The organism is Shewanella saliphila (assembly GCF_014648295.1).
Lineage (GTDB): Bacteria > Pseudomonadota > Gammaproteobacteria > Enterobacterales > Shewanellaceae > Shewanella > Shewanella saliphila.
Map to the genome: position 1 here is coordinate 14,570 of NZ_BMQV01000004.1, position 14,798 is coordinate 29,367.

12 protein-coding genes are annotated in these 14,798 nt (G+C 43.8%); 11 read left to right on the forward strand and 1 reads right to left on the reverse strand.

All coding sequences use genetic code 11. From position 1 onward, the window contains the following. The first annotated feature begins 79 nt into the window (after positions 1-79). The 9 genes from IEY48_RS03285 to secF all read left to right on the forward strand — a co-directional run bounded on the left by IEY48_RS03285 (position 80) and on the right by secF (position 11,392). On the forward strand, positions 80-886 hold the full coding sequence (locus IEY48_RS03285) for a M48 family metallopeptidase (protein WP_188917446.1): 807 nt from the start codon (positions 80-82) through the stop codon (positions 884-886). Positions 887-967: 81 nt separating this feature from the next. Further along, positions 968-1,585 carry a BamJ family beta-barrel-assembly machinery protein gene (bamJ, locus tag IEY48_RS03290; protein WP_188917233.1) on the forward strand — a complete coding sequence of 206 codons (618 nt, stop codon included), beginning with the start codon at positions 968-970 and terminating at the stop codon, positions 1,583-1,585. A gap of 73 nt (positions 1,586-1,658) precedes the next feature. After that, a complete protein-coding gene (gene dapB / locus IEY48_RS03295) occupies positions 1,659-2,471 on the forward strand; it encodes a 4-hydroxy-tetrahydrodipicolinate reductase (RefSeq protein ID WP_188917235.1) in 813 nt (270 codons plus the stop codon). A gap of 173 nt (positions 2,472-2,644) precedes the next feature. After that, positions 2,645-3,802 (forward strand): glutamine-hydrolyzing carbamoyl-phosphate synthase small subunit, encoded by a 1,158-nt coding sequence (carA, locus tag IEY48_RS03300; RefSeq protein WP_188917448.1) that lies wholly within the window; start codon positions 2,645-2,647, stop codon positions 3,800-3,802. A 22-nt stretch (positions 3,803-3,824) separates the two neighbouring features. Continuing rightward, positions 3,825-7,046 carry a carbamoyl-phosphate synthase large subunit gene (carB, locus tag IEY48_RS03305; RefSeq protein ID WP_188917243.1) on the forward strand — a complete coding sequence of 1,074 codons (3,222 nt, stop codon included), beginning with the start codon at positions 3,825-3,827 and terminating at the stop codon, positions 7,044-7,046. 226 nt (positions 7,047-7,272) lie between these two features. After that, on the forward strand, positions 7,273-7,749 hold the full coding sequence (greA, locus tag IEY48_RS03310; RefSeq protein WP_188917245.1) for a transcription elongation factor GreA: 477 nt from the start codon (positions 7,273-7,275) through the stop codon (positions 7,747-7,749). 202 nt (positions 7,750-7,951) lie between these two features. Continuing rightward, positions 7,952-8,500 carry a hypothetical protein gene (locus tag IEY48_RS03315; protein ID WP_188917247.1) on the forward strand — a complete coding sequence of 183 codons (549 nt, stop codon included), beginning with the start codon at positions 7,952-7,954 and terminating at the stop codon, positions 8,498-8,500. A 140-nt stretch (positions 8,501-8,640) separates the two neighbouring features. Next, a complete protein-coding gene (gene secD / locus IEY48_RS03320; protein ID WP_188917249.1) occupies positions 8,641-10,464 on the forward strand; it encodes a protein translocase subunit SecD in 1,824 nt (607 codons plus the stop codon). A 4-nt stretch (positions 10,465-10,468) separates the two neighbouring features. After that, a complete protein-coding gene (secF, locus tag IEY48_RS03325) occupies positions 10,469-11,392 on the forward strand; it encodes a protein translocase subunit SecF (RefSeq protein WP_188917252.1) in 924 nt (307 codons plus the stop codon). A gap of 348 nt (positions 11,393-11,740) precedes the next feature. On the opposite strand, the gene yhbY is transcribed toward secF, so the two are convergent. Beyond that, positions 11,741-12,040: a ribosome assembly RNA-binding protein YhbY gene (gene yhbY / locus IEY48_RS03330; RefSeq protein WP_188917254.1), complete on the reverse strand. Its 300-nt coding sequence runs from the start codon at positions 12,038-12,040 to the stop codon at positions 11,741-11,743. A gap of 90 nt (positions 12,041-12,130) precedes the next feature. On the opposite strand from yhbY, the gene rlmE reads away from it, so the two are divergent. Both rlmE and ftsH read left to right on the forward strand, forming a co-directional pair. Then, on the forward strand, positions 12,131-12,760 hold the full coding sequence (gene rlmE / locus IEY48_RS03335) for a 23S rRNA (uridine(2552)-2'-O)-methyltransferase RlmE (protein ID WP_188917256.1): 630 nt from the start codon (positions 12,131-12,133) through the stop codon (positions 12,758-12,760). 45 nt (positions 12,761-12,805) lie between these two features. Then, positions 12,806-14,755: an ATP-dependent zinc metalloprotease FtsH gene (gene ftsH, locus IEY48_RS03340; protein WP_188917258.1), complete on the forward strand. Its 1,950-nt coding sequence runs from the start codon at positions 12,806-12,808 to the stop codon at positions 14,753-14,755. Positions 14,756-14,798: the final 43 nt, after the last annotated feature.

The window sequence follows — 14,798 nt, forward strand, 5'->3', positions numbered from 1 at the left end:
TGCATTCGCTAATGGGATGAGTATAAAATTAGTTAGATCATGGATTATGTTTAACGACTTAATGTAAAAGGAAGAGATGATGAAAGCTGTTGCACTAACCTTATTGGCTGCTACGTTATTGTCAGGTTGTGTTAATAACCAATCGCCGACTGGACGTGGGCAAACCTTGTTGTTTTCTGATGCGCAAATGCAGCAAATGGGCGCACAGTCGTTTGAGACCATGAAGCAAAGTGAAAAAATCAGTCAAAATAAAGCTCAGACTGATTATGTTAATTGTATCGCCGAGCGCATTGTGGCGGTGTTGCCCGATCAATCTCAGCAATGGAATGTGGTGCTTTTTGAGTCTGACCAAATCAATGCCTTTGCGCTGCCTGGTGGCCATATTGGGGTGTATACCGGCTTATTAAACGTGGCGGCCGATCAAGACCAGCTTGCGACGGTAATGGGCCATGAAGTGGCTCACGTGTTAGCGCAACATGGTAACGAGCAAGTGTCGCGCGCGCAGTTAACCGGTCTGGGCATGCAAGTTGCCGATGCGGCAATTGGTGCCTCTGGAGTAGCCAATAAAGATTTATACATGGCCGCACTGGGGTTAGGGGCCAATGTCGGGATCATTTTACCCTTTGGTCGTAGCCAAGAGTCAGAAGCCGACATCGTCGGGTTAGAGTTAATGGCTAAAGCGGGTTTTAACCCTGAAAAAAGTATTACTTTGTGGCAAAATATGGCTAAAGCAGGTGGTGATCAAGGGCCCGAGTTATTGTCTACGCATCCATCTCATAGTCATCGTATCGAAGACTTACAAGCGGCACAAAATCAAGTGATGCCACTTTATACACAGGCAAGAAAACAGTCTTTGACTGAGTGTAAAATTGCTCAAGTTAAATAATGTTTTTTGCCAACATGAGAGTAAATTATTGTGATAAACTCTCGTGCGAATTTTTAATGAATTATTGAGAGAAATTTAATTATGTCAGATTTGTTCAGCACGATGGAACAGCATGCAAGCTACGGTGTAGGTCGTCAAATGGGCGAGCAACTAGCTGCAAATTCTTTTGAAGGTATTGATATTCCTGCTGTCCAAGCTGGTCTTGCTGATGCATTTGCCGGTAAAGAAAGCCAAGTCACAATGGAAGAGCTACAAGTTGCTTTCACTGAAATCAGCCGTCGTCTACAAGAAGCTCAAGAAGTTGCTGCTGCAGCGGCTACTGCTGAAGGTGATGCATTCTTAGCTGAAAACGCAACACGTGATGGCGTAACTGTAACTGAGTCTGGTCTTCAATATGAAGTATTAGTACAAGGTGACGGCGAAAAGCCAACATACGATTCTACTGTGCGTACTCACTACCACGGTACTTTCCTTAATGGTGACGTGTTCGACAGTTCAGTGACTCGTGGTCAGCCTGCAGAATTTCCAGTATCTGGCGTAATTGCTGGTTGGACTGAAGCATTACAGTTAATGCCTGTAGGCACTAAGCTTAAATTATATGTACCACATCACTTAGCTTACGGTGAACGTGGCGCGGGTGCTTCAATCCCGCCATACTCGGCTTTGGTATTCGAAGTTGAGTTGTTAGACATTATCTAACAACACTAAAAACGCCTAAGTTAACTTAGGCGTTTTTGTATAAGCTGTTTTCAGTCAACACTGGGAGATATTTATGACTGCTAAAGTGAGAATTGCTGTAGTGGGTGCCAGTGGCCGTATGGGCCGTACTTTGATTGAGTCTGCTAAACAGCAACAAGTGATTAAACTGGGTGCCGCCATTGATAGAGTGGGCTCAAGCTTAATTGGTGTTGATGCTGGCGAACTTGCTGGTGTGGGTACCATGAATGTGGCTATCACTGATTCACTGGATAGCGTGGTAGATGATTTTGATGTGTTGATTGACTTCACCTCTCCTGAGGCGTCAATTGTTCACCTTGATTGGTGCGCTAAAAATCATAAAGCCATAGTGATCGGCACCACGGGTTTTAATCATGCTCAGAAAGAGCAAATTAATGCCTATGCTGAACAAGTTCCTGTTGTGTTAGCACCTAACATGTCTGTGGGTGTTAATGTGATGTGGAAGCTGCTTGAATTAGCCACACAAGTTATGGGTGATTATACCGATATCGAAATAATCGAAGCGCATCACCGCCATAAAAAGGACGCGCCTTCGGGTACGGCTTTAAAAATGGGTGAGGTGATTGCTGATGTGTTAGGTCGCGATTTAGAGCAATGTGCAGTGTATGGCCGTGAAGGTATCACTGGTGAGCGTGACCCTAATACCATAGGTTTTGCAACCGTTCGTGCTGGCGATATTGTGGGGGAACACACCGCAATGTTCGCAGATATAGGCGAAAGGTTAGAGATTACCCATAAAGCATCGAGTCGGATGACTTTTGCAAATGGGGCAATGAGAGCGGCTTATTGGCTCTCCGATCAAAATGCAGGTCTATACGACATGCAGCAAGTGCTTGGGTTACATTAACAATTAAAAACACCATTTATTGGTGTTTTTTTTTGAAAACAATCCCGCACAACATAGACGTTATTACCAATTTCTTATATAATCGACAGAATTTGTCAAAATTTCGTATTAAAGCGGAAGTTGGTATTTTAGCGCAAAATAAAAACTCATAATTTCAGTGGCTTGGCTCTTTTCTGGAGGTCGCGTTGACACAGTCTGCCTTACTCGTACTCGAAGATGGAACCGTTTTCTCTGGCACCGCTATTGGTGCTACCGGTATCTCTGTTGGTGAAGTGGTATTTAATACTTCAATGACAGGTTATCAAGAGATTCTGACGGATCCTTCATATTCACGCCAAATAGTAACATTAACCTACCCACATATCGGTAACACGGGTACCAATGATGAAGACACCGAATCGGATGCGGTTCATGCGTGTGGCTTAATCATTCGTGATTTACCGCTTTTGGCGAGTAATTTCCGCAATCAACAATCATTAAGCGATTATTTAACAGCGAATAATGTGGTTGGTATTGCTGATATAGATACTCGCAAGCTCACTCGAATTCTGCGTGAAAAAGGGGCTCAAGCCGGTTGTATTATGGTTGGAGACCTAGACGAAGCAAAAGCCTTGGCGGATGCAAAAGCATTCCCTGGCTTGAAAGGCATGGATTTAGCCAAAGAAGTCACTACCGATAAAGCCTATCAATGGCGCAAAGGTAGCTGGAAATTAGTCGGTGGTTTACCGTCTGATACGCCAGAGTCTGAGCTTAAATACAAAGTTGTGGCTTACGATTATGGTGTAAAACGTAATATTTTACGCATGCTTGTTGACCGCGGTTGTGACGTGACTGTTGTGCCAGCAAAAACTTCTGCTGCAGAAGTCCTGGCGATGAACCCTGATGGGGTGTTTTTATCAAACGGCCCAGGTGATCCAGAACCATGTGACTATGCCATTGAAGCTATTCAGCAAATCTTAAAAACTGATACGCCGGTATTTGGTATTTGTTTAGGCCATCAGTTACTTGCTTTAGCTTCAGGTGCAAAAACCTTAAAAATGAAATTTGGTCACCATGGTGCAAACCATCCTGTGAGCAATATTGAGCAAGGCAATGTAATGATTACCAGCCAAAACCACGGTTTTGCTGCTGACGAAGCGACATTACCTGCCAACATTAAGGTCACGCACAAATCGTTATTTGATGGTTCACTTCAAGGTATTCACTTAACCGATAAGCCAGCGTTTAGTTTCCAGGGTCACCCTGAAGCAAGCCCAGGCCCAAATGATGCCGCGCCACTGTTCGATCATTTCATCGAGCTTATTGAACAATATCGTCAGCACGTTAAGTAATTATCTGGGAGAAGACGACGCAATGCCAAAACGTACAGATATTAAAAGTATTCTTATCCTAGGCGCCGGCCCGATTGTCATTGGTCAGGCGTGTGAGTTCGACTATTCAGGTGCGCAAGCCTGTAAAGCCCTTCATGAAGAAGGCTACCGAGTCATTCTGGTGAACTCTAACCCAGCCACCATTATGACTGATCCAGAAATGGCCGATGCAACATATATCGAGCCAATTCATTGGGAAGTGGTACGTAACATTATTGCTAAAGAACGTCCAGATGCGATCCTACCGACGATGGGTGGACAAACTGCATTAAACTGTGCGCTTAAGCTTGAAGAAATGGGCGTACTTAAAGAGTTTGACGTTGAAATGATTGGTGCGACAGCTGACGCTATTGATAAAGCTGAAGACCGAAGCCGTTTTGACACTGCAATGAAAGCCATTGGCTTAGAATGTCCACGTGCTGGCATCGCACACACAATGGAAGAAGCCTACGGCGTATTAGACATGGTGGGTTTCCCATGTATTATCCGTCCATCTTTCACCATGGGTGGTAGTGGCGGTGGTATTGCTTACAACAAAGAAGAGTTTGAAGAGATTTGTTCTCAAGGCTTAGATTTGTCGCCAACCAACGAATTATTGATTGATGAATCATTAATTGGTTGGAAAGAATACGAAATGGAAGTGGTTCGTGACCGCAACGATAACTGTATTATCGTGTGTGCAATAGAAAACTTTGACCCAATGGGTGTGCACACCGGTGATTCGATTACCGTCGCTCCTGCGCAAACCTTAACCGACAAAGAATACCAGCTTATGCGTAATGCTTCTTTAGCAGTACTGCGTGAAATTGGTGTTGAAACGGGCGGTTCAAACGTTCAGTTTGGTATTTGCCCTAATACTGGCCGTATGGTGATCATTGAGATGAACCCGCGTGTATCGCGCTCATCTGCATTAGCCTCTAAAGCCACGGGTTTCCCTATTGCAAAAATTGCCGCCAAGTTAGCGGTGGGTTTCACATTAGATGAACTTAGCAACGACATTACTGGTGGTAAAACGCCTGCATCGTTTGAGCCTGCCATTGATTACGTTGTAACCAAAGTACCGCGCTTTAACTTTGAAAAGTTTGCCGGTGCCAATGACCGTTTAACCACGCAAATGAAATCGGTTGGCGAAGTGATGGCCATTGGCCGTACTTTCCAAGAATCGTTACAAAAAGCGCTTCGGGGCCTTGAAGTTGGTCGCAATGGTTTTGACTCAATCGTTGATTATAAGTCTACAGAAGGCTTACAGCGCATTCGTCATGAGCTTAAAGAGCCTGGATGTGACCGTATTTGGTATATAGCTGATGCATTCCGTGCAGGGTTATCGCGCGATGAAATCTTCAAGTTGACCAATATTGATCACTGGTTCCTCATTCAAATTGAAGACCTGATTGCTGATGAAGCCAAAGTGGCTGAGTTAGGTATGTCAGGCTTGAATGAAGCCATTTTACGTAAGTTAAAGCGTAAAGGTTTTGCTGATGCGCGTCTTGCTGATGTGCTAGGTGTTAGCGATGCTGAAGTGCGTAAACTACGTCACCGTCATGAAATCTTCCCTGTATATAAGCGTGTAGATACTTGTGCTGCTGAGTTTTCAACCGACACAGCTTACATGTACTCAACGTACGAAGAAGAATGTGAAGCAAACCCATCAAACCGCGACAAAATCATGGTGTTAGGTGGCGGTCCAAACCGTATTGGCCAGGGTATTGAGTTTGATTATTGCTGTGTACATGCTGCATTAGCTTTACGTGAAGACGGTTACGAAACCATTATGGTTAACTGTAACCCAGAAACCGTATCAACCGATTACGACACGTCTGACCGCTTGTACTTTGAGCCGGTAACCTTAGAAGACGTACTTGAAATTGTACGTATTGAAAAGCCAAAAGGTGTGATTGTGCAATACGGTGGCCAAACGCCATTAAAACTTGCTCGTGACCTTGAAGCGGCTGGCGTACCGATTATTGGAACTAGCCCTGATGCAATTGACCGTGCAGAAGACCGCGAACGTTTCCAACAAGCGATTCAACGTTTAAACATGATTCAACCACAAAACGCGACTGTAACAACAGTTGAAAGTGCTGTGATTGAAGCTGAAAATATTGGTTATCCGTTAGTGGTTCGTCCATCTTATGTATTGGGCGGCCGTGCGATGGAAATCGTTTACGACCAACAAGATTTGTTACGCTACTTCAACGAAGCCGTTAAAGTGTCTAACGCATCACCTGTATTGCTTGACCACTTCCTAGACGATGCGATTGAAGTGGATATCGATGCTGTGTGTGACGGTGAAACAGTGGTTGTTGGTGCAATCATGGAACACATTGAGCAAGCGGGTGTTCACTCTGGTGACTCTGGTTGTTCATTACCGCCTTATACCTTGAGTGCAGATATCCAAGCAAGAATGCGTGAACAAGTGTCTAAACTTGCGTTTGAGCTGGGTGTTGTTGGCTTGATGAACGTCCAGTTTGCAGTGAAAGATAACGAAATCTACATGATTGAAGTTAACCCTCGTGCTGCACGTACCGTACCGTTTGTCTCTAAAGCCACAGGCGTACCATTAGCTAAAATTGCAGCACGTGTTATGGCTGGCCAAAGCTTAAAAGCGCAAAACTTCACGAGTGAAGTTATCCCACCGTATTTCTCGGTTAAAGAAGTGGTTTTACCGTTTAATAAATTCCCAGGTGTTGACCCATTATTAGGGCCTGAAATGCGCTCTACTGGTGAGGTGATGGGTGTGGGCGATACGTTTGCCGAAGCGTATGCAAAAGCACAACTTGGCGCGACGTCTGAAGTGCCAAAATCGGGCCGTGCATTATTATCTGTGCGTAACAGTGATAAAAAACGTGTTGCAGATTTAGCCTCTAAGTTGATTGAATTGGGTTACGAAATCGATGCGACTCACGGCACTGCCATTATCTTGGGCGAAGCAGGTATTAATCCTCGCTTGGTCAACAAGGTACATGAAGGCCGTCCGCACATTTTGGACCGCATCAAAAACGGTGAATACACTTATATCGTCAATACCACTGAAGGTCGTCAAGCCATTGAAGACTCGCGTCAAATTCGCCGCGGTGCATTGCGTTATAAAGTGAACTATACCACCACACTCAACGCAGCATTTGCAACTTGCCTCGCGCACGCTGCCGATGACCGCGTAAAAGTGAGTTCGGTACAAGAGCTGCATAAGCGTATTGTTGGTTAAACCATAAAGCGTTACTAAAAGGTCGCCATATGGCGACCTTTTTTATGACATTTTGGTGATGGATCACTAGCAAGTCGGTAAAAGCTTAGGTAAGCTGTGAGCAATCATCGAAGAGATGCATCCCAAAGACGCAGCCAAACTCGATTGCGTATTTCCAATAGAATTTTCACTGTGTTGGCATTAGCTAACACGGGATGCTTTTGTTTTTAAAGGAGACAAAGACATTATGAGTAAGGTTCCAATGACAGTGGTTGGTGCGGATCAACTACGTAAAGAATTAGAAATTTTAAAGTTTGATCGCCGCCCTAAAATTACTGAAGCCATTGCATCAGCACGTGAATTAGGTGATTTAAAAGAAAATGCTGAATATCACGCAGCCCGCGAAGAGCAAGGCATTTGTGAAGCGCGTATCCGTGATATTGAAGGTAAGCTTTCAAATGCACAAATTATCGACGTAACAACAATGGAAAACACTGGTCGAGTGATATTTGGCACCACAGTGACCATTTTAAATGTCGATACAGATGCTGAAATGACTTACCGCATCGTGGGTGACGATGAAGCTGATATTAAACAAAATTTGATTTCAGTGAACTCACCTATTGCCCGCGGTTTGATTGGCAAAAGTGAAGGTGATGAAGTGTCTATCACCACTCCAGGTGGGTTAACAGATTACGACATCGTGTCTGTTGAGTATATTTAAGCCGTTATTTGGTTTGGACGATGAGATATCGTTAAAGCAATAATTAAAAAGCATTTATCTTTTAAGGTAAGTGCTTTTTTTATAAGCAAGATGTAAAAGATTTAATTTGCCTGTTACCAATAGTGCCGATACTATCTTAGGTAATGCTTGATTAGGGCTATTGGCTTAATTAAGGTCAATTGATATAGGTTACAAGGCGGTTATGACGTTTCCTTGGGTGCGTATAGTATTAATGCTGGTTATTGTAGGGTTGAGTTCATTCTTCCTGATCAATAGTCGTGTATTAATTTTACCGTCATCGCACTCTAGCACCCCACAACTAAGCTCTATCAGCTCACCAGTTTGTACTGCCATCCTTAATTGCGAGCCGACAAGCCTCAAGCAATCTACTGATGTCACTCAGGTAAGCTCAGTAGCAGTGATTGATATTAATGCCTCGCGACTTGGCTATGTTGGAAAGAACAGCCTTAACCCTGATATCACTCCCGTAACCGGCCCAAACGACATTCATTATGTGCCAACTTATTCGGCGCGTTATATTAATCTTGCTCAGCATCAAGCTGATGACGTTAATCCCAATTATGTATTAGCTTATGAGTTTGTTTCTCCGCCGATCCCAAGCTTGGAAATTGGCTATCAAATTAACTTCAGTCCGCAATTAGACTGGGTGTTATCTACGGCATCTGGTCCTTCTCGAATGTCCGCATGGAAAGAATCGAATCAACTCTTCGTGCTCGCTCATACCTGCTAGAACCTCCTTTCTTTGACTACAAATTTTATTAGCTAGGCTAATGGATTTCATTGCGAACAGATAATAGCCTTATGCTATATATCGTTTGCTATGCATTTTTTATCGTGAAGATTTGTCACGGTGTAGTGAGAGCAAGTGTTATGACATCAATATCAAAAAATAAACCGTTAAATAAGCAACTCAACAAATACGCTCAGTGGAAATACTGGGTGCTAATCGTTACGTTAATCATCCTGTTTTTAAGTGCTTTACCATCTTGGTATGGCGAAGATGCAGCAGTGCAGCTATCGACCAAATCCCCTAATACTATTTCGTCTGAACAGGTGTATCAGGTATTAAGTCACGCTGGGATCAGCAGTAAACGAATAGATCAACAGCAGCAAAATGTGTTGGTTGTGTTACAACAAGCTGATCAGCAAACCCAGGCTAAAAACATTTTGTCAGAATCATTTGCCGATCGCGCGCAAATCACATTGGCATTAGCGCCAGCGGCCCCAAATTGGTTATTAAAGATGGGCTTTGAACCCATCAAATTAGGTTTGGATTTACGTGGCGGTGTGCAATTTTTGCTCGATGTCGATCTGGATTTAGTATTTAAAAATCATGCGACGATGGTGAGTGACTCGGTAAAGCAATTTGTACGTAAGGAACACATTAGCACTGTGTTGGTACGTCAAGGTGATGGCGCAGAAGTGACGATTGAGACAACGCAAACCGACGCGAAAAGGCTGATAAGGCAGTTTATTGCCGAGCAATACCCCTTGTGGCAGGTCTCAGGGCATCAAGACATGCTGGTTGTTACATTGAATGAAAGTGAGCAAGTAAAGCTGACTAACCTTACAGTGCAACAAAACTTACAAATTATGCGCAGCCGAATTGAAGAACTCGGTATTACCGAAGCTTTGGTGCAACGCCAGGGCGAAAATCGTATACGCATCGAGTTACCTGGAGTGCAAGACCCTGCAACAGCTAAAAATGTCATTGGCGCGACAGCAAGCTTAGCATTCTACCCGGTAGCAGAAACCGGGTCAGTAAATGCCATCGTGCTGAAAGATGAAAGCGGTCAACCGGTTTATGTTGCTCGCAAGCCCGTATTAGGTGGCGATCATATTGTTGATGCTCGTGCCGCTGTGGGTGACTTTGGTATGTCAAAAGTGAATATCAGTTTAGATTCCGCCGGTGGCAAGCTAATGTCGGACTTTTCCCGTGACAATATTGGCAAACCCATGGCGACAGCGTATAGCGAATATAGCCGTAATGAAAAAGGCCAGGCGCAACAAACCACCAAGATTATTAGCGTTGCTACCATTCAAAGTCAGTTAGGTAATCAATTTGAAATTACTGGAGCGGGTTCTCACCAAGAAGCGCAACAATTAGCACTATTGCTTCGCGCAGGGTCAATGACTGCGCCAGTGACCATTGTAGAAGAGCGAACCATTGGGCCAAGTTTAGGTGCTGAAAACATTGCTAATGGTTTTGCCGCATTGGCATTAGGCATGGCGATCACCTTGTTATTTATGGCGTGTTGGTATCGCCGCTTAGGGTGGGTAGCTAACGTGGCATTGATGGCTAACATGGTGATGTTGTTTGGCTTATTGGGGTTAATTCCTGGCGCGGTTTTGACGCTACCTGGTATTGCGGGGTTAGTGCTTACTGTCGGTATGGCGGTTGATACTAATGTGCTTATTTTTGAACGTATTAAAGATAAATTAGCTGAAGGGCGAAGTTTTGCTAATGCAATTGATAACGGCTTTAACAGTGCGTTTTCAACCATTTTTGATGCCAACTTCACCACAATGATCACTGCAGTGGTGTTGTTTTCAATAGGTAATGGCCCTATCCAAGGCTTTGCTTTAACGCTGGGGTTAGGCTTATTAACCAGTATGTTTACCGGCATTTTTGCGTCTAGGGCAATCATTAATTTAGTGTATGGCCGTGACACTCGTCGCGCGATTAAGGTGTAATCACATGAACAATAATCAACAGAAACAATCAGCAAATAAGTTACAACGCTTAACTCAATGGCGTTATGCATCAAGTATTATTTCAATCGTGTTGATGCTGTTGTCATTAACCGTTATTGGCGTAAAGGGGTTTAATTGGGGCCTAGATTTTACCGGTGGCGTGGTGACCGAGATTCAAATAAATAAGCGTATTACCGCCAGTGAAATTCAACCACTAATGACCGCCGCCTACCACCAAGAAGTGAGTGTGATTTCTGCCAGTGAACCAGGGCGCTGGGTATTACGCTATGCCGACATCCCTGATGAAAACAAGCGCCCTGAATTACAGCAAGTCCTAGCGCCTTTAGCGTCTGAGTTGACGGTACTGAATAGCAGTATAGTGGGACCGCAAGTGGGGCAAGAGCTCATTGAGCAAGGTAGTTTAGCGTTGTTAGTGGCAATGCTCTGTATTATGGGGTATTTAAGTTACCGGTTTGAATGGCGTCTTGCATCTGGGGCCTTATTTGCGCTAGTACACGATGTGGTATTCGTATTAGCCTTTTTTGCCTTAAGCCAAATGGAATTTAATTTAACAGTATTGGCAGCCATTTTAGCGATTTTGGGTTACTCGCTAAATGATTCCATTATTATTGCCGATAGAATCCGCGAACAACTCATCGCAAAACCGCAATGGAGTGCATCTGATATTAACAATTTGGCGGTTCAATCTACTTTTTCTCGCACTATGGTGACATCAGGGACGACATTGTTAACTGTGGTTGCGTTATGGATGATGGGCGGCTCACCACTTGAGGGGTTTTCGATTGCGATGTTTATTGGGATTCTAACTGGGACTTGGTCATCGATTTCTGTAGGGGCGACACTACCTGAGTTTTTAGGGCTTAAAGCAGAGCATTATATTGTTGAACCTTTACCTGATACACCCTAGGGCCTGCTGACCTTTGCTGGTTAAATTTTGTTCGAGTTAAAAACGTTTTAATCGAGACGAATGGATTGATGCCTAGTCATCTAAGCAACCCTTTATTCACAAAGATGCATTCAACAAAGAGTAAAACGTTTTTAGCCGAACCCTTCGGGCAACGTTTGTTGGCCATTTTTACTGCGTTATCGACTTTTTATGTAGAATAACTACACCTCGAAGTCTCTGCCTTGTACAAATGGTCAACAATTCGCTGCAAAAACAACCTCGAAAGATCAACAGACCCTAGACATATTTAGTTAATCTTTATTTATAAAAAAGCCGCTGAAATCAGCGGCTTTTTTATTGAAAATTGTGTTACTTTGCTTTTGGCAAGGCAATCTTCATTTCAGGTGAATGACGGAAGATAACGAGTACATGACCAATAAGTTGCACTTTCGCAGACTGGGTTTCACGTACAATGGCGTCAACGATGGCATTTTTAAGCTCTCTGTCGGCAGAGGCTACTTTCACTTTAATCAATTCATGATGAGTAAGAGCGCTATCAATTTCAGCCAGAACACCTTCAGTCAGTCCGTTGCCACCAAGCAGCACCACTGGCTTTAGACTGTGCGCCAGACCTTTTAAATGCTGTTTTTGTTTGGTTGTTAAGTTCATTTGTACCAACTTTTGCTGAGTTACTGTTGAAAAACCGGTATTCTACCCTTATATAAAGCTTATGTAACTCTGAATCGTTGCGGAATTTAAATGGTAACCAAAAAACGTACGGCGAGTTCTGCTCGTTGGATGCAAGAACACTTTGATGATCACTATGTGAAGTTGGCGCAAAAGCGCGGACTTCGTTCACGTGCGGCATTTAAGTTAGAAGAACTTCAGCAAAAAGATAATTTAATTAAAACCGGCATGACGGTTGTTGATTTAGGCGCCGCTCCTGGTGGCTGGTCACAAGTTGCGGTGAAATTAGCAGGTGAAAAAGGTAAAGTTATTGCGTGTGATATTTTACCAATGGATCCGATTGTGGGTGTTGATTTTCTTCAGGGTGATTTTAGAGAAGACAAAGTATTACAAGCATTGCTTGACCGAGTAGGGCAAGATAAAGTGGATGTGGTACTATCAGATATGGCACCGAACATGAGTGGTTCGGATGCTGTAGACCAACCTAGGGCTATGTATTTAGTGGAATTAGCACTAGATATGTGTCATCAAGTGTTGGCGCCTAATGGCTGTTTTGCTGTTAAGGTCTTTCAGGGGGAGGGCTTTGACGAGTACATGAAAACAGTCAAAGAGGCATTCAAAGTAGTAAAAACCCGTAAACCAGACTCCTCTAGAGCTCGCTCTCGAGAAGTCTATCTAGTGGCGACTGGTTACAAGTTGTAGTAGTCTAACGTTAATAATCGCAGGACTGTTAAGAGGTCTAGTAATTTGAGTGACATGGCAAAAAATTTAATACTCTGGGTTGTCATCGCTGTTGTGTTGATGTCAGTGTTTCAGGGTTATTCCCCCTCTTCTTCGAATTCGCAGAAGATGGATTATTCCGCCTTTTTGGACAATGTTCGAAATGGTCAAATTAACACGGTCGAAGTTAAAAGCGACCAAAGAACGATTGAAGGTACCAAGCGTACCGGCGAGAAGTTCACCACAATCATGCCTATGTATGATCAAGATTTAATTAACGATCTTGACCGTAAAGGCATCACCATGAAGGGTCAAGAAGCTGAAGAGTCTAGCTTCCTAACCCAAATCTTTATTTCATGGTTCCCTATGTTACTGCTGATTGGTGTATGGATATTTTTCATGCGACAAATGCAAGGCGGTGGCGGTAAGGGCGCAATGTCGTTTGGTAAAAGTAAAGCCAAACTGATGAGCGAAGATCAAATCAAAACCACCTTTGCTGACGTTGCGGGCTGTGATGAAGCAAAAGAAGAAGTAAAAGAGTTGGTTGATTACTTACGTGATCCAACTAAGTTCCAAAAATTAGGCGGCCGTATTCCTACGGGCGTGTTAATGGTGGGACCTCCAGGTACGGGTAAAACCTTGCTTGCTAAAGCGATTGCTGGCGAGTCAAAAGTTCCTTTCTTTACTATTTCTGGTTCAGATTTCGTGGAAATGTTTGTTGGTGTTGGTGCATCTCGTGTGCGTGACATGTTTGAACAAGCTAAAAAATCAGCGCCTTGTATTATCTTTATTGACGAAATTGACGCAGTGGGTCGCCAACGTGGTGCCGGTGTTGGTGGTGGTCATGATGAGCGTGAACAGACATTAAACCAGATGTTGGTTGAAATGGATGGCTTTGAAGGTAACGAAGGTATTATCGTTATTGCAGCGACCAACCGTCCAGACGTATTAGACTCTGCATTACTTCGTCCAGGTCGTTTTGACCGTCAAGTGGTTGTAGGCTTACCGGATGTACGTGGTCGTGAGCAGATTTTAAAAGTGCACATGCGTAAAGTGCCACTATCTGACGATGTTAAAGCCAGTGTTATTGCCCGTGGTACTCCTGGGTTCTCTGGTGCTGATTTAGCCAACTTGGTTAACGAAGCCGCACTTTTTGCTGCACGTGGCAACCGCCGTGTTGTTGGCATGGAAGAGTTTGAGCGCGCTAAAGATAAAATCATGATGGGTGCTGAGCGCCGCTCGATGGTGATGTCTGAGTCTGAAAAAGAAATGACCGCTTACCATGAAGCTGGCCACGCAATTGTAGGATGTTTGGTTCCTGAGCATGATCCTGTGCATAAGGTGACCATTATCCCTCGCGGCCGTGCGTTGGGTGTGACCTTCTTCTTACCTGAAGCAGATGCCATTAGCCAAAGTCGTCGCAAGCTAGAGTCACAAATTTCGGTTGCTTATGGCGGACGTTTAGCAGAAGAGCTTATTTATGGTAGTGACAAAGTGTCTACCGGTGCTTCTCAAGACATCAAATACGCGACATCAATTGCGCGTAATATGGTCACTCAATGGGGCTTTTCAGACAAATTAGGTCCATTATTGTACGCCGAAGAAGACAACGAAGTGTTCTTAGGTCGCAGTATGGGTAAATCTAAAGCCATGTCAGGTGATACTGCATCGCTTATTGATTCTGAAATCAAAGTCTTTATCGATAAAAACTATCAACGCGCGCAAACTATGTTGACTGACAACATGGATATTTTACACGCGATGAAAGATGCTTTGATGAAATACGAAACGATTGATTCATTGCAGATTGAAGATTTAATGAATCGTCGTGAAGTGCGTATGCCAGCCGATTGGCAAAAAGATGATTCTTCTGATGACCAAGGTGGTGGAAATAGCGCGCCTAAAGTTGAAGAAGAAAAGCCTGAAGAGGCACCAAAGGCTGATATTAATGATGCAGATGAATCACCTGCTAAATAAATATACAAGCTAATAAAGAAAACCCCGAAAGGGGTTTTCTTGT